The organism is Pseudomonas sp. zbq_18 (assembly GCF_043102245.1).
Lineage (GTDB): Bacteria > Pseudomonadota > Gammaproteobacteria > Pseudomonadales > Pseudomonadaceae > Aquipseudomonas.
On the sequence record NZ_JBICIT010000009.1, the window covers coordinates 153,073 to 168,617 of the forward strand.

17 protein-coding genes are annotated in these 15,545 nt (G+C 64.4%); 6 read left to right on the forward strand and 11 right to left on the reverse strand.

Features of this window, described 5'->3' with window-relative positions:
* Positions 1–30 precede the first annotated feature (30 nt).
* The 8 genes from ACF8C6_RS08155 to ACF8C6_RS08190 are packed head-to-tail and all read right to left on the reverse strand — an operon-like array spanning position 31 to position 7,879.
* Positions 31–1,029, reverse strand: a complete 999-nt coding sequence (locus tag ACF8C6_RS08155) for a septal ring lytic transglycosylase RlpA family protein (protein ID WP_392498809.1) — start codon at positions 1,027–1,029, stop codon at positions 31–33.
* Positions 1,026–2,042, reverse strand: coding sequence for a lytic murein transglycosylase B (mltB, locus tag ACF8C6_RS08160; RefSeq protein WP_392498810.1), 1,017 nt, complete (start codon positions 2,040–2,042; stop codon positions 1,026–1,028). The genes ACF8C6_RS08155 and mltB overlap by 4 nt, the downstream gene beginning before the upstream one ends.
* Positions 2,039–3,187, reverse strand: coding sequence for a rod shape-determining protein RodA (rodA, locus tag ACF8C6_RS08165; RefSeq protein ID WP_392498811.1), 1,149 nt, complete (start codon positions 3,185–3,187; stop codon positions 2,039–2,041). The genes mltB and rodA overlap by 4 nt, the downstream gene beginning before the upstream one ends.
* Positions 3,184–5,109, reverse strand: a complete 1,926-nt coding sequence (gene mrdA, locus ACF8C6_RS08170) for a penicillin-binding protein 2 (protein ID WP_392498812.1) — start codon at positions 5,107–5,109, stop codon at positions 3,184–3,186. Before mrdA ends, rodA begins: the two co-directional genes overlap by 4 nt.
* Positions 5,110–5,119: 10 nt before the next feature.
* Positions 5,120–5,587, reverse strand: coding sequence for a 23S rRNA (pseudouridine(1915)-N(3))-methyltransferase RlmH (rlmH, locus tag ACF8C6_RS08175; protein WP_392498813.1), 468 nt, complete (start codon positions 5,585–5,587; stop codon positions 5,120–5,122).
* A 9-nt stretch (positions 5,588–5,596) separates the two neighbouring features.
* On the reverse strand, positions 5,597–5,956 hold the full coding sequence (gene rsfS / locus ACF8C6_RS08180; protein ID WP_277691939.1) for a ribosome silencing factor: 360 nt from the start codon (positions 5,954–5,956) through the stop codon (positions 5,597–5,599).
* A 7-nt stretch (positions 5,957–5,963) separates the two neighbouring features.
* Positions 5,964–6,614 carry a nicotinate-nucleotide adenylyltransferase gene (nadD, locus tag ACF8C6_RS08185; RefSeq protein ID WP_392498816.1) on the reverse strand — a complete coding sequence of 217 codons (651 nt, stop codon included), beginning with the start codon at positions 6,612–6,614 and terminating at the stop codon, positions 5,964–5,966.
* The gene (locus tag ACF8C6_RS08190; RefSeq protein WP_392498817.1) at positions 6,614–7,879 is read right to left on the reverse strand and encodes a glutamate-5-semialdehyde dehydrogenase; all 1,266 of its coding nucleotides are present in this window, start codon (positions 7,877–7,879) and stop codon (positions 6,614–6,616) included. Before ACF8C6_RS08190 ends, nadD begins: the two co-directional genes overlap by 1 nt.
* A 163-nt stretch (positions 7,880–8,042) precedes the next feature.
* Between ACF8C6_RS08190 and ACF8C6_RS08195 the strand changes: the two genes are divergently transcribed.
* Together ACF8C6_RS08195 and ACF8C6_RS08200 are read left to right on the forward strand one after the other, a co-directional pair.
* Entirely contained in the window at positions 8,043–8,723 is a 681-nt protein-coding gene (locus tag ACF8C6_RS08195) for a DNA-3-methyladenine glycosylase (RefSeq protein WP_392498818.1), read from the forward strand.
* On the forward strand, positions 8,720–10,036 hold the full coding sequence (locus ACF8C6_RS08200; RefSeq protein WP_392498819.1) for a bifunctional DedA family/phosphatase PAP2 family protein: 1,317 nt from the start codon (positions 8,720–8,722) through the stop codon (positions 10,034–10,036). The genes ACF8C6_RS08195 and ACF8C6_RS08200 overlap by 4 nt, the downstream gene beginning before the upstream one ends.
* 22 nt (positions 10,037–10,058) lie before the next feature.
* On the opposite strand, the gene ACF8C6_RS08205 is transcribed toward ACF8C6_RS08200, so the two are convergent.
* From ACF8C6_RS08205 to ACF8C6_RS08215, 3 genes are read right to left on the reverse strand one after another with little or no spacing between them, the layout of a single operon-like run.
* Positions 10,059–10,649 (reverse strand): LON peptidase substrate-binding domain-containing protein, encoded by a 591-nt coding sequence (locus ACF8C6_RS08205; protein WP_277691933.1) that lies wholly within the window; start codon positions 10,647–10,649, stop codon positions 10,059–10,061.
* 15 nt (positions 10,650–10,664) lie between these two features.
* Positions 10,665–11,381, reverse strand: a complete 717-nt coding sequence (locus ACF8C6_RS08210; protein WP_392498821.1) for an LrgB family protein — start codon at positions 11,379–11,381, stop codon at positions 10,665–10,667.
* Positions 11,378–11,740 carry a CidA/LrgA family protein gene (locus tag ACF8C6_RS08215; RefSeq protein WP_277691931.1) on the reverse strand — a complete coding sequence of 121 codons (363 nt, stop codon included), beginning with the start codon at positions 11,738–11,740 and terminating at the stop codon, positions 11,378–11,380. Before ACF8C6_RS08215 ends, ACF8C6_RS08210 begins: the two co-directional genes overlap by 4 nt.
* 162 nt (positions 11,741–11,902) lie before the next feature.
* On the opposite strand from ACF8C6_RS08215, the gene ACF8C6_RS08220 reads away from it, so the two are divergent.
* The 4 genes from ACF8C6_RS08220 (at position 11,903) to ACF8C6_RS08235 (ending at position 15,487) form a co-directional block, all read left to right on the forward strand.
* Positions 11,903–12,358, forward strand: coding sequence for a MaoC family dehydratase (locus tag ACF8C6_RS08220; RefSeq protein WP_277691930.1), 456 nt, complete (start codon positions 11,903–11,905; stop codon positions 12,356–12,358).
* Between the two features lie 83 nt (positions 12,359–12,441).
* On the forward strand, positions 12,442–14,166 hold the full coding sequence (locus tag ACF8C6_RS08225; RefSeq protein WP_392498822.1) for a C13 family peptidase: 1,725 nt from the start codon (positions 12,442–12,444) through the stop codon (positions 14,164–14,166).
* A gap of 68 nt (positions 14,167–14,234) precedes the next feature.
* Positions 14,235–14,876: an oxidoreductase gene (locus ACF8C6_RS08230; protein WP_277691926.1), complete on the forward strand. Its 642-nt coding sequence runs from the start codon at positions 14,235–14,237 to the stop codon at positions 14,874–14,876.
* Positions 14,876–15,487, forward strand: a complete 612-nt coding sequence (locus ACF8C6_RS08235) for a class I SAM-dependent methyltransferase (RefSeq protein ID WP_392498823.1) — start codon at positions 14,876–14,878, stop codon at positions 15,485–15,487. Before ACF8C6_RS08230 ends, ACF8C6_RS08235 begins: the two co-directional genes overlap by 1 nt.
* The last annotated feature ends 58 nt before the right edge of the window (positions 15,488–15,545 follow it).

Below are 15,545 nucleotides of genomic sequence, written 5' to 3' on the forward strand. Positions count from 1 at the left end.
CGCCCTCCGGACGGCGTACCAAGGCGTTGCTCAGTCGGGCCGGACCATGGTCGGCTCGCCGAGATTCGCCAGGCGCACGCTGTTTTGCAGCTGCTGCGCTTCGGCCTGGGTTTCAACCGGGCCCAGGCGAACCCGATGCAGGATCTGCTGGTTGAGCACCACCGAGCTGATAAACACCTTGGCAGGCACCGTTTGGCTCAGCTTGTCCTTGAGAAGTTCCGCAGCGTCCGGATTGGCGAAGGCGGCCACTTGGAGATACAGGCCAGAGGCTGCGGGCGAAGCGTTTTTTTTTACATCGACCTGTACCGGCAGCACGGCCGCAGCATGTTGTGCTGGCGGTGGGTTGTATTGCTCGATCTGCTGCACCTGGCTTGCGGCCGGTGCTGGCGCTGCCTGGGCGGCCATTTTCGGCTGCGCCAGCACCATCGGCACCGGACGCCCCTGCGCTGCCCACCACTCGTGCGGATCGATACCTTCGACCTTGACCCGGGCGGTGCCGCTCTCGGCATACCCAAGCTTCTTCGCTGCTGCGAAGGACAGATCGATGATGCGATCGGAATAGAACGGGCCACGGTCGTTGACTCTCAGGATCACGCTCTTGCCGTTCTCCAGGTTGGTCACCCGCACATAACTCGGCAACGGCAGGGTCTTGTGCGCAGCAGTCATGCCGTACAGGTCGTAGGCCTCACCGTTGGCCGTGGCCTGGCCATGGAATTTGGTGCCATACCAGGAAGCGGTGCCAATGGCGTTGTAGCGCCGGCCGTCCTGAATCGGGTAATAGGTCTTACCCATCACGGTATAGGGATTGGCCTTGAAACGACCGTAATGCGGCATGGGCACGGCATCGGGAATGCGAGACACATCCACGTCCCACCAGGGCGCACCGTCACGGTGCGGGCGATTGTAGTCCTGTGGCCCGGATATAGGCTGCGCGCCCGGCGCCACAGGCTGCGGCGCACGACTACTGGAGCAGCTGACCAGCGTCAGCCCCAGGGCCGCCATAGCCAGACCGCGCAGGAGCCTGCTCATTGCTTGCTCCGGCGCGCCAACAGCTCGTTGGACAACTGGTACACCGCCATGGAGTACATGGTGCTGCGGTTGTAGCGGGTAATCACGTAGAAGTTCGGCAGGCCCATCCAGTACTCCTCACCCTCGGCGCCGTCAAAGCGGAAGGCTGTCACCGGGATATCGTCACGCAACACGTCGCTGCTGGTCCAGCCGAGGGCGCGCAGTTCGCCGACATTCTTCACCGGGTCAAGGCCCGGAGTCAGCCCCTCCTTGGCCTGCTCGCCCTTGATCTGGGCGCGGCTGACCACCGGCTCGCCGGTCGCCCAACCGTGGCGCTTGAAATAACTGGCCACACTGCCGATGGCGTCGGTCGGGTTGCTCCAGATATTGATGTGGCCATCACCATCGAAATCGACGGCGTAGGCGCGGTAACTGCCCGGCATGAATTGCGGCAGCCCCATGGCACCCGCATAGGAACCCGTGCGACTGAGCGGCTCGACCTGCTGTTCACGGGTCAGGAGGAGGAATTCACGCAGCTGCTGGCAAAAGAACTCGGCGCGCGGTGGGTAATCGAAGCACAGGGTCGAGAGCGCATCGAGCACGCGCCAACTCCCGGTATTACCACCGTAGAAGGTTTCCACGCCGATGATGGCGACGATGATCTGCGCCGGCACGCCGTATTCCTGCTCGGCACGGGCCAGGGCCTCGGCGTTCTGACTCCAGAAATCTAAGCCCTTGCTGATGCGCGCTTCGGTGATGAAGATCGGCCGATAGTCCTTCCACGGCTTCACCTTCTCCGCCGGCCGGGAGATCGCGTCGAGAATCGCCTGCTTGCGCTCGACCTGGTCGAACAACGCCGTCAGTTGCTCACTGGCAAAACCATGGTCGCGAGTCATCTCAGCCACGAACTCGGCCACCTGCGCCGAGCCCTGGTATTCCCCGGCGGCCTGCGCCTGCCCGGCCATGCCGAGCAGCGCCATCATGGCCACGCCCCAGCTACGCATTGCTTGATTCAAATTCTGCACTCTTGTCATGACTGGGCGATCCACTTGCGGTGCGTCTGAATCGCCATCAAAACCCCAAACCCAGACAACAGCGTCACCAGATGGGTTCCGCCATAGCTAATGAAGGGCAGGGGCACCCCCACTACCGGCAACAGGCCACTGACCATACCGATGTTAACGAATACATACACGAAGAAGGTCATGGTCAGGCTGCCGGCCAGTAACTTGCCAAACAGCGTTTGAGCATTGGCCGTGATCACCAGGCCGCGCGCAATCAGCAGCAGGTAGACAAACAGCAGGATGCACACGCCCACCATGCCGAACTCTTCGCTCAGCACGGCAATGATAAAGTCCGTATGGCTTTCCGGCAAAAAATCCAGGTGCGACTGAGTCCCCAGCAACCAGCCCTTGCCAAATACACCGCCCGAACCGATAGCGGCCTTGGACTGGATGATGTTCCAGCCGGTGCCCAGAGGATCGCTCTCCGGGTTGAGGAAGGTCAGAACACGCTGTTTCTGATACTGGTGCAGCACGAAGAACCACATGGCGATGGCAATAGGCACCACGGCAGCGGCGGCGCCGATGATCCAGCGCCACTGCAGACCCGCCATGAACAGCACGAAGGCTCCCGAGGCAAGGATCAGCAGCGAGGTACCGAGGTCCGGCTGCTTGAGGACCAGTACGAAGGGAACTCCGATCAGCGCCAGGCTGATGACGATGTGTTTGAACTTGGGCGGCAGGTTGTGCCGGGCCAGGTACCAGGCGATGGTCGCCGGCATGATGATTTTCATGAATTCCGAAGGCTGGAAGCGGATCACCCCGGGGATGTTGATCCAGCGCGTCGCGCCCATGGCGGTATGGCCCATCACTTCGACCACCACCAGCAACGCAACGCCACCGATATAGGCCAGCGGGACCCAACGCGCCATGAAGCGCGGCTCGAACTGGGCGATGAACAGTGCAGCGACCAGACCTATGCCAAAGGATGTGCCCTGCTTGATCACCAAATCCCAGTTCTTGCCACTGGCCGAATACAGCACGAACAGACTGCCGGCACACAGCGCCAGCAGGATCAGTAGCAGCCAGCCATCGATGTGCAGCCGTTGCAGCAATGTAGCGCGACGCTTGAACACGTCCTCGTCAGAGATGCTGCGATCGAACTCCTGGCGCTTCATGGCTGTACGCGGGCCTCTTCTGACGTTACCTGCGGCGGGCGAAACTCAGGTTTGAGCTGACCATCTTCGCCCAGCAGCCAGGCATCCATCACCTGCTTAACCACGGGAGCCGCCACACCGGAACCGGACTCACCATTCTCCACCATCACCGCCACAGCAATCTTCGGCGCCTCGGCCGGGGCAAAAGCGACGAACAGGGCGTGGTCGCGGTGGCGCTCTGCGACCTTGTTGCGGTCGTACTTCTCGCCCTGCTTGATCGCCACCACTTGCGCCGTGCCACTCTTGCCGGCGATACGGTAAACCGCCGTGGCACCCACCTTGGCCGCCGTGCCGCGCGGAGCATGCATCACCGCTTCCATGCCGAGGCGACCGTAATCCCAGAACTTGTCGTCACGCAGCTTGATGTCCGGAGGCGTCTCGACCTTGTCGATCATGCCGGCATCCATCAGCTGCTGTGCGTTGCGCCCTTCGGCGCTGCGCAGCAGGTGTGGGCGAATCCACTTGCCACGGGTGGCCATCAGTGCGGTCGCCTGCGCCAGCTGCAGGGGCGTGGCCTGCATATAGCCCTGGCCAATGCCGAGGATCAGCGTTTCGCCCGGATACCAGGCCTGGCGATAGCGGGCGCGCTTCCACTCGCGCGACGGCATCAGGCCGGCGGTTTCCTCGAACATGTCCAGTGACACACGCTGACCAAGGCCGAAGCGGGTCATATAGTCATGCATGCGATCGATGCCCATCTTGTGGGCCAGATCGTAAAAGTAGGTGTCGTTGGAGCGCATGATGGCGAACTCCAGGTTCACCGAGCCGTCGCCGTTGCGGTTCCAGTTACGGTACTTGTGGCTGTGACCGGGCAACTGATAGAAGCCCGGATCGTAGACCCGGCTCTGCGGTGTCACCACCCCGGCATCCAGACCGGCCACCGCCACCATGGGCTTGATGGTCGAGCCCGGAGGATACAGGCCGCGCAGTACGCGGTTATACAGAGGCCGGTCAATGGAATCACGCAGCTCGGCATAAGCCTTGAAGCTGATACCTGTAACGAAAGGGTTGGGGTCGAAGCTGGGCTGGCTGACCATTGCCAGCACCTCGCCAGTGGCGGGTTCGATCGCCACCACGGCGCCGCGTCGGCCCGCCAGCGCCAGCTCGGCAGCCTCCTGCAGTTTGGCGTCGAGCGTCAGAGTCAGATCCTTGCCTGGCAGCGGATCAGTGCGTTTGAGCACACGCAGCACGCGCCCGCGAGCGTTGGTCTCGACCTCTTCATAACCAACCTGGCCGTGCAACAAGGGCTCGTAGAAACGCTCGATACCGGTCTTGCCGATATGGTGGGTGCCGCTGTAATTGACCGGATCGAGTTTCTTGAGCTCCTGCTCGTTGATTCGCCCCACATACCCTACCGAGTGGGCGAAGTGATCCTTCTGCGGATAGTGCCGCACCAACTGGGCCGCCACCTCGACGCCGGGCAGACGGAACTGGTTGACCGCGATACGGGCAATCTGCTCCTCGGACAGTTCAAACAGTACCGGCACCGGTTCGAAGGGGCGGCGCCCCTGCAGCATGCGCTTCTCGAACAGTGCGCGATCTTCTGGCGTCAGCTCCAGCACCTCGACCACCACATCCAGCACCCGGCGCCAGTCACCCGCGCGCTCACGCGTCAGGGTCAGACTGAAGCTGGGCCGGTTATCGGCGATGATCACCCCATTGCGGTCGAAGATCAGCCCGCGAGTCGGCGGAATCGGCTGCACATGGATGCGGTTGTTTTCCGCCAGGGTCGAATGGTGTTCGTACTGGATCACTTGCAGGTAGTACATCCGCGCCACCAGCACCATCGTCAGCAACAGCACCACGGCCCCGCCGACGAAGACGCGACGGCGCACCTGGCGGGCGTCTCTCTCGTGGTCTTTCAGGCGTATGGGCTGCGGCATCGACTACTGCTTATTTGTGATACGGATGACCGGACAGCACGGTCCAGGCACGGTAGATCTGCTCACCGATGAGGATGCGCACCAGCGGATGGGGCAAGGTCAGCGGCGACAGCGACCAGCGCTGCTCGCTACGCGCACAGACCTCCGGCGCCAGCCCTTCAGGGCCACCGACCATGAGGTTGACGTTACGCGCATCCAGGCGCCAGCGTTCCAGTTCGGCCGCCAGCTGCTCGGTGCTCCAGGGTTTGCCATGGACTTCCAGAGTGACGATACGTTCCCCTGGCTGCACCTTGCTCAGCATGGCCTCGCCCTCCTGACGAATCAGGCGGGTCACATCGGCGTTCTTGCCGCGGGTGGTCAGCGGAATCTCGACCAACTCAAGCGGCAACTCCGATGGCAGACGCTTGGCATACTCCTGCCAGCCATCCTCCACCCAGCGCGGCATGCGCGAGCCAACGGCGATCAGCTTGATACGCACGTCGGACGCTTATTCCGGCTGATCCTGGTGCTGCGCACGGCTCTGCTCGGCGCCCTGCCACAGACGTTCCAGATCGTAGAACTGGCGGGTGGCAACCTGCATCACGTGCACCACGACGTCGCCCAGGTCGAGCAGGGCCCACTCGCCGCCGTCCAGACCTTCGCTGCCGATCGGGCGCACACCCTGCTCCTTGACCTTCTCCAGCACTTCGTTGGCCATCGATTTGACGTGACGGCTGGAGGTACCGCTGGCGATCACCATGAAATCGGTGACGCTGGTCTTGCCGCGCACATCGATGGTGGTGATATCGGCACCTTTCATGTCTTCCAGGGCCGCCACGGCGACCTTGACCAGTTCTTCGTTTTGCATCGTTACCTCATGAATCGGTTTGCCCAGAGTACAGTCCCTGGGCTTGGATATAGGCCAGCACGGCGTCGGGCACCAGATAACGCACCGAACGCCCTTGCGCCAGCAACTGGCGAACCTGGGTGGCAGACACCGCCAGCGGCGTCTGCCAGATAAAGCTGATCTGCCCGCCAGGCCCGGCCAGACTCAGCGGATCGTTCTCACTACGTGCCGCCAACAGATCACGCAGGGCCTCGGACGGCTCGCTATCGGCATCAGGCCGCTGCAGCACGAGGATATGGCAGAACTCCAGCAACTCCTGCCAGCGATACCAGCTGGGCAAGCCGCAGAAGGCATCCCAGCCCAGCAGGAGAAAAAGCTGGTCCTCTACCGCCAGTTCACCCCGCACCGACTCCAGGGTGTCGTAGGTGAATGACGGCTTGTCACGCTGCAGTTCACGGTCATCGACCCGCAGCTGCGCTTCGCCGGCCACTGCCAGCTCAACCATGGCCAGACGCTGCTCGGCCGAGACCAGCGGTGCCTGACGATGCGGCGGACGTGCGCTGGGGATCAAGCGCAGCTCGTCCAACCCCATGTACTCGGCTACTTCCAGCGCCGCGCGCAGATGCCCGATATGCACCGGATTAAAGGTGCCGCCCAGGATGCCAATGCGTCGCGCCATCAGGTGCGAATGTGCCCGTCGCCGAACACCACGTACTTCTCGCTGGTCAGGCCTTCCAGGCCGACCGGACCACGCGCATGCAGCTTGTCGGTGGAAATGCCGATCTCCGCCCCCAGGCCGTACTCGAAGCCATCGGCGAAACGGGTCGAGGCATTGACCATCACCGAGGCGGAATCCACTTCGGTGAGGAAACGCCGCGCATCACTGAAGTGCTCGGTGATGATCGCGTCGGTGTGTTGCGAACCGTAGGTGTTGATGTGGGCGATGGCCGCGTCGAGCGAGTCGACGATGCGAATCGCCAGGATCGGCGCGTTGTACTCGGCGTACCAATCATCCTCGCTCGCTTCCAGCACATCGCTGCCGAGCAGCGCGCGGGTGGCGGCATCGCCACGCAACTCCACGCCCTTGTCGCGGTAGATGGCGGCCAGCGGCGGCAGCACACGAGCGGCGATGGCCTCGTGCACCAGCAGAGTTTCCATGGCGTTGCACGGCGAGTAGCGCTGGGTCTTGGCGTTGTCGGCGACGCGGATTGCCTTGTCGATATCGGCGGCGACATCGATATAGACATGGCAGACGCCGTCCAGGTGCTTGATCACCGGCACCTTGGCATCGCGGCTGATGCGCTCGATCAGGCCCTTGCCGCCACGCGGCACGATCACATCGACGAATTCCGGCATGCTGATCAGCGCGCCCACGGCGGCACGGTCGGTGGTTTCCACCACCTGCACGGCGCTGGCCGGCAGACCGGCCTCGGCCAGGCCGAGCTGAATGCAGCGGGCGATGGCCTGGTTGGAATGAATGGCTTCGGAGCCGCCACGCAGGATGGTGGCGTTGCCGGACTTCAGGCACAGGCTGGCGGCATCGATGGTCACGTTGGGCCGCGACTCGTAGATGATGCCGATCACGCCCAGCGGCACGCGCATCTTGCCGACCTGGATGCCGGACGGCAGGAAGCGCATGTCGCGAATCTCACCGATCGGGTCCGGCAGGGTAGCGACCTGGCGCAGGCCTTCGATCATCGAGTCGATCACGGCTGGAGTCAGCGCCAGGCGGTCAACCATGGCCGGCTCCAGGCCATTGGCGCGCGCGGCTGCCAGGTCCAGCTCGTTGGCGGCGGTCAGCTCGGCGCGGGCAGCGTCGAGGGCGTTGGCGGCAGCCTGCAGGGCGCGATTCTTCTGCGCGGTGCTGGCACGGGCGAGCACCCGCGAGGCCTCACGCGCGGCGCGGCCCAGGCGGGTCATATAGTCGAGTACGGACTCGGTCATGGTTGGCGATGGCCTGGCAGCTGGAAAAAGGGGCTGATTATAGCGGGCGCGCCCCGCCGCGCACAGCATTGCCGGGCAGACGGCAAGCAATCACGGTCGTTCAGCCAGAATTCAGCCTGACATTGATAAGATCGCCCCGTTTCCAGGCCGACCGGACGCCCCCATGCCTGCGCCCCTACCAGACAGCTTCTTCGACCGCGACGCACAGACTCTGGCGCGCGGCCTGTTGGGCAAAGTGATCCGCCATTGCCACCAAGGGCACTGGCTGGCCGCTCGAATTATCGAAACCGAGGCTTATTACCTGACCGACAAAGGCAGCCATGCCTCGCTTGGCTATACCGAGAAACGCAGGGCGCTATTCCTCGACGGCGGCCACATCTACATGTACTACGCCCGCGGCGGTGACTCGCTCAACTTCAGCGCGCAGGGTGCGGGCAATGCGGTGCTGATCAAATCGGCCATGCCCTGGCTGGACGAACACTGTGCCGCGGATGCCCTGCAGCGCATGCACGCCAACAACCCCGCCGCCAACGGCAGCCTGCGCCCCACCGAGCGCCTGTGTGCCGGGCAGACGCTGCTGTGCAAGGCACTGGGCCTCAAGGTGCCGGACTGGGACGGTCAGCGCTTCGACCCGCAACGTCTGTTCGTCGAGGACATTGGCGAACGCCCCCGGCAGATCATCCAATGCGCGCGCCTGGGCATCCCCCGCGGGCGCGACGAGCACCTGCCCTACCGTTTTGTCGATGCCGCCTACAGCCGTCAGTGCACGCGCAATCCGCTGCGCCGAGGCCAGGTCGAAGGCCGCGACTATGTTCTGCTGAATATCGAGGAACTCCCCGTATGAACCACTGGTTCGACACCCTGACCCTGTGGCTGGAAAGCAACCCGCACTGGCTGGGCCTGACATTGTTGATCATGGCCTGCGTCGAATGCCTGGCCATTGTCGGCCTCCTGATTCCCGGCACCGTCGTGCTGTTCAGCCTCGGCGTGTTGGCCGGCAGCGGCGCTCTGGAACTGTGGCAGACCCTGTTGCTCGGCTATGTCGGCGGCCTGCTCGGCGACCTGGCCTCTTACGGACTGGGCAGGCGCTACCACCAGGGTATTCGCAACCTGGCGCCACTGCGCAAACACCCTGGCTGGCTGAATGGCGCCGAACGCTACTTCGAGCGCTATGGTGTGGCCAGCCTGCTGGTCGGGCGCTTTATCGGCCCGCTGCGACCCATGCTGCCGCTGGTAGCCGGCATGCTCGACATGCCATTCATGCGTTTTCTGCTGGTCAGCATGCTGGCCGCCGCCGGCTGGTCTGTCGCCTACCTGCTGCCCGGCTGGGCGACTGGCGCCGCCTTGCGCCTGCCACTGCCGGACGGTTTCTGGAGCGAGGCTGGCGCGGTAATCGGCGCCGTGGCGCTGATGCTGGTACTGGTTATTCACAGCAGCCTGCGCGAACTGCGCTGGGCCACACTGCTGGCCGCCGGCCTGAGCGGTGCGCTGCTGCTGGCCCTGTTGCTCAGCGCCAGCCATCTGCAGGCACTGGATCAGGGGCTGCTGGCCCTGGTGCAGGAGCAGCGGGCGCCCGCCATGGACAGCCTGGCCCTGCTGATTACCGGCATGGGCGACTTCAACACACAGTTGGCGGCCGGTGTACTGCTGACCTTGCTGCTAGTGGTTGCGCGACGTTTTCAGGCGGCGCTGTATGTCTGCAGCTGCATGCTGCTCACCGCGCTGGCCAATGGTGCCCTCAAGCAACTGTTCGCCCGCGCCCGCCCCGACGTACTGCTGCAGCCGCTGGATACCTTCAGCCTGCCCAGTGGGCATAGCTCGGCAGCCTTCGCCTGCTTCCTCGCCCTCGGCGTGCTGGCCGGCCGCGGCGCACCGGCGCGCACACGCCTGACCTGGTTGCTGCTGGCCAGCCTGCCGGCACTGGCGATTGCCCTGTCGCGGGTGTATCTGGGCGTGCACTGGCCGACCGACATCATCGCTGGCGCGCTGCTGGCGGGCATGGTCTGCGCCCTCAGCCTGGCCTGGCTGCAACGCCGTGCCCCCATGCAACCACTGAGCGCGCGGGTCTGGTGGCTGATCCTACCGGCAACCCTGGCGCTGCTCGGCGCAGTGAGCGTCTGGGCGTTGCCACAGGCGATCCAGCAGTATCGCTATTGAGTCAGCTGCAGGGGTTCCGCCCCTACGCCGTCAGCTCGCCCTGCAGCTGGTCAAGCAGCCCCTGGATCAAACCGAGCCGCTGCAACGGCTCGTCGAGCGTCAGCGCCTGCAGCTTTTCCTCGACACTGAACGGCAGCAGGTAGGCCAGCTGGTTGGCCAGTGCCTGCTGGCCGCTAACCACACCCCCCATGCCCAACCCCGACACCATGGGATGCTCGGCCAGGGCCGCGAGCAGTGCCGCCAGATCGGCGTGCTCGGCCAGCAGCGGAGCATCCGCCGGCTCCTCGACCCAACTGACCTCGGCCAGGGCCAACTGATCGGGCTGCACCACCACTTTATCCACATGGAAGCGTCGGCCGCCCTCGACGCGAATCCCCAGCAGGCCGTTGGGGCGCTGCTGGAAATCACGGATCAGCGCCTCGCACCCCAGGGCCGCGAAACGACTGGCGGCCTCGCCGACCTCCTCGCCCTCGAGGATGCCGACCACGCCGAAGCCCTCGCCGCGCTTCATGCAGGCGCTGATCATGTCCAGGTAACGCGGCTCGAATATCTGCAGATCGAGCACACAGCCAGGAAACAGCACGGTATTGAGGGGGAACAGCGGAAAACTCATCCGATACGCTCCGAATCAGACAATCAGGGTAACGACCAGCGGCAAGGCGATGGCAGTGATCATGCCCATCAGGCTCATGGCCAGGGCAGCGAAAGCGCCACTCTCCTCACTGTCCTGCAAGGCTCTGGCGGTGCCGACCGCATGAGCGGTGATGCCCAGCGCCATGCCCTGAGCCGCCGGGTGGTGCACACCGATGCGGCGCAACAGCTCCGGCCCGCAGATGGCGCCGATCACCCCGGTGATCAGCACGAACACCGCCGCCAGGGCAGCCACGCCACCGATCTGCTCGGCCACCAGCATGGCGATCGGCGAGGTCACCGACTTCGGCGCCAGGGTCATCAGCATCATCCGCTCGGCGCCAAAGGCCCAGGCCAGCGCCACCCCCAGCACGGTGGCCAGCAAGCCGCCCAGCAGCAGGGTCAGCAGCACCGGCCAGAACAGCTCGCGGATGCGCCGCAGGTTGAGGAACAGCGGCACGGCCAGCGCCACGGTGGTCGGCCCCAGCAGCACGCTGAGCAGGAAGGTGCTGCTGCGGTATTCGTCATAGGTCAGGCCACAGATCACCAGCACGCCGATGACCACGCTCATGGACACCAGCACCGGCTGCAGGAAGAACCAGCGGGTCCTCTCGTAGGCGGCTAGCGCCAACTGATATGCCGCCAGAGTAATGCCCACGCCGAACAGTGGATGATGAATCACGGCTTGCAGCGCCGCCTGCCAGGAGCCGGTCATGGCTGTTCTCCTTTACCGGCCTGGCGGTCGATCAGCTTCTGCATCAGCCAGCCACAGAACAGCAGCGAAATCACCAGCGACAGCCCGAGAGCACCCGCCAGCGCCCAGAAATCGGCGGCGATCTGCTCGGCATACACCATCACCCCGACGGCCGGCGGCACCAGCAGCAACGGCAGGTAGCGCAATAGCCCGGTGGCCGCCTCGCTGATGGGCTGACCCACCTCGCCACGCAGCAGCAGAAAAACGAACAGCAGCAGCATGCCGATGATCGGCCCCGGCAGCATGTGTAGAAAGAGGACATTGAGGGCAGTGCCGAGCAACTGGAACAGCACCAGCCAGGTCAGGCCGCGAAGCAACATGCGAGGGTCTCCAACGGTAAGGCGCGGCCATTATAGGCATGTCGAAGGGGCCGCTATAAACCGCGACATTTGGCTTGACCCGCAGTTATTGACCGTGATGATCTAAGGCCAGCAGGTTCATCGCAAAAACAACAAATAACCTCGCATCCTCAAGGAGGATCTATGCCGTTCGTACCCGTGTCGCAACTGCAAGACTATGTAGGCAAGGATCTCGGTCGCTCCGAGTGGCTGACCATCGACCAGGAACGTATCAATCAGTTCGCCGAGTGCACCGGTGACCACCAGTTCATTCATGTCGATCCGGAGAAAGCCAAGCTCACCCCCTTCGGCACCACCATTGCCCACGGTTTCCTCTCCCTGTCGCTGATTCCCAAGCTGATGGAAAACCTGATCGTGCTGCCCGAAGGCATGAAGATGGGCGTCAACTACGGCCTGGACAGCGTGCGCTTCATCCAGCCGGTCAAGGTCAACTCACGCGTGCGCCTGGGCCTGAAGATCACCGAGGTCACCGAAAAGCGTCCGGGCCAGTGGCTGATCAAGTCGGAAGCCACCCTGGAAATCGAGGGCGAGGAAAAGCCGGCCTACATCGCCGAGCCGATCAGCCTGTGCTTCGTCTGAAGCCTTGACGGTCTAGCGAACGGGGCGCTGAGGCGCCCCGTTTGCATGTGCACTGCGGCATACTCGAAGCAACTTCCCGCAGGATGCCCACCATGCCCCGCCGCTTCGCTCCGCTAACCCTTGCCCTGCTCCTGACCGCCTGCGGCGATGGCGAACCCCTGCTGCCCGCCGATGCCGTGCTGCCCGATGGCGGCCGCTATCGTGGCGAGATCATCGATGGACGGCTTCAGGGCGAAGGCCGCATCGACTACGCCAATGGCATGTACTACCAGGGCCAGTTCAAGGACGGCCTGTTCGAAGGCCATGGCACGTGGCACGGCGCCAGCGGCGAGACCTACACCGGCGAATTCCGCCAGGGTCTGTTTGAAGGCCAGGGCGAGCTGGTCTACGGCAATGGCACGCGCTACGAGGGCAGCTTCAAGCAGGGTCGCATGCATGGCGAGGGCCACCTGCAACAGGGCGGCATGAGCTATCGGGGCGAGTTTCGCGACAACCTCTACCACGGCATCGGCACCCTGGAGCTGCCAGACGGCAGCCGCCACCAGGGCCGCTTCGTGCGTGGCGACCCGCAAGGCGAGGGGCTGCGCAGCTCTGCCGAAGGACAGTTCAGCGGCACCTTCCGCAAGGGCCGTCTGCACGGCGAAGGCAGCTACCGCGGCGAAGACGGCGAGACCTACAGCGGTGGTTTCCGCAACGACCAGTTCCACGGCAAGGGCCGCTTTCAAAGTGCCGAGGGCGACGTCTGGAGCGGGTATTTCGTCGATGGTGAGTTGACTGGCCAGGGCGAGTACCGCGGCAGCGACGGCAGTCACTACGCAGGCCAATTCCGTTACTGGCGCTTCCATGGCATCGGCAAGCTGAAGCTGGCCGACGGCAGCGTCTACCAGGGCAACTTCGCCAACGGCCAGTATGCCGGCGAGGGCACCCTGACCAGCGCCAGCGGCCAGCAGACTCGCGGCACTTGGCACGCCGGCGAATTGATCAGCGACCAGAACGGCAGCCGCCGCCCGGACCCGCTGGAACTGGGCCTGCTTAATCAGGGCCAACTGCTGCAAGAAAGCCTCGCCGCCCTGCCCGCTTCCACCCCGGCGGTCGAGCTGTACAGCCTGACCCTGGCCGGCGATGGCAAGCAGAGCGTGTTCCTGCGCGAGGCCGACTACGTGGCCAAACTGCTGCGCGAGCGTTTCGGCGCCCGCGGCAATATCACCCTGACCAACCATCGCAACCACCTGGCCGACCGCCCGCTGGCCACCCGCGAGAGCCTGACCCGCGCAGTGCGCGCCCTGGCCGAACGCAGCGGCCCGGAGGATCTGGTGTTCATCTACCTGACCAGCCATGGCTCGCGCAGCCACGAGCTGAGCATCGACCAGCCGCGCCTGCAGCTGGCTGACCTGCCTGCCAGCGAGCTCGCCGCCCTGCTGCAACCCCTGGCCGGGCGCGACAAGGTCATCGTCATCTCCGCCTGCTACTCCGGCGGCTTCATCCCCCTGCTGCAGGACGATCACACCCTGGTGATGACCGCCGCCCGCGCCGACCGGGTGTCGTTCGGCTGTTCCGAGGAAAACGACTTTACCTACTTCGGCCGCGCCCTGTTCGCCGAGGCGCTGCAGCAAACCGATGACCTGCAACGCGCCTTTGAACTGGCCAAGCGAACCGTTGCCGAAAGAGAACAGGCGGATGATTTCGAGCCCTCCGAGCCGCAGCTCTGGGCGCCGCGCGCGGTGCTGAAGCGCTGGAACGACTTGCGCCAGAACCAGGCCGAATCGGCGCTGAGCGCAGCCACCGACGGGACGAAGAAAAATCTCTGAAATGCGATGCGCCGCGGCCTGCTTCTTCTAAATCGTTCTAAGCTGAGCAGTAACAGCGGAGAAAAAGCATGTACCTCACGCCCCAGCACATCCTGCTTGCCGGCGCCACCGGCCTGACCGGCGAGCATCTGCTCGACCGCCTGCTCAGCGAGCCCACCATCAGCCGTGTGCTGGCGCCCAGCCGCCGCCCCCTGGCCGAGCATCCACACCTGGACAACCCGGTGGGCGAGCTGGCAGAACTGCTGCCGCAACTGACGGGGCAGGTCGATGCCGCCTTCTGCTGCCTCGGCAGCACCATCAAGCAGGCGGGCTCCCAGGACGCCTTTCGCGCCATCGACCACGACCTGGTCCTGGCCTTCGCCCGCCGCGCCCGCGAGCTGGGTAGCCGCCACCTGCTGGTAATCAGTGCCCTGGGCGCTGACCCGAAGTCCTCGGTGTTTTACAACCGGGTCAAGGGCGAAATGGAAGCCGCGCTGCAGGCCATGGACTGGCCACAGCTGACCATCGCCCGCCCCTCGCTGCTGCTCGGCCCGCGCAGTGAGTTCCGCCTCGGTGAACGCCTGGCTGCCCCGCTGATGCGCTGGATACCCGGCAAATACCGCGGCATCGACGTCGCCGTGCTGGCCCGCGCCCTGTGGCGCCTGGCCCTGGAGGAAGGCGACGGCGTGCGCGTGGTGGAGTCTGACGAGCTGCGCCGGCTGGGACGTTGATGCGTTTCTACGACGAAAAGATCCTGCCGCACCTGATCGACTTCGCCTGCGGCATGGGGCATGTGATGAAGACCCGCGCGCAGGTGGTGCCACAGGCCGAGGGCCGGGTGCTGGAGATCGGTATCGGTACCGGACTCAACCTGAACTTCTACGACGCGCAGAAGGTCAGCGCCATCGTCGGTGTCGACCCTGCCGCCCAGATGCAGGGCAAAGCCCGCGAACGCGCCGAGCAGATTGCTATTCCGGTGGAGATGATCGCCCTGGAACTGGGGCAGATCCAGGCCGAGGATGCCAGCTTCGACAGCATCGTCTGCACCTTCACCCTGTGCACCATCCCCGACCCTATCGCCGCCCTGGAGGAGATGCGCCGCGTACTCAAACCCGGCGGCAAGCTGTTGTTCAGCGAGCACGGTCGCGCGCCGGACCTCAAGGTCCGCCTCTGGCAGGATCGCCTGACGCCGCTGTGGAAGCCCATGGCCGGCGGCTGTCACCTCAACCGCGACATTCCGGGCCTGCTGCAGGCTGGCGGTTTTCATATCCGCGACCTGCACAGCGGCTACCTGCCGGGCCCGCGCCCGATGACCTGGGTCTGGTACGGCTGGGCCGACTGAGGCCGGGCCAAACAAGGGTTTTGCTCCTATTGTTGTTGCATCAACATGGAACGGAACA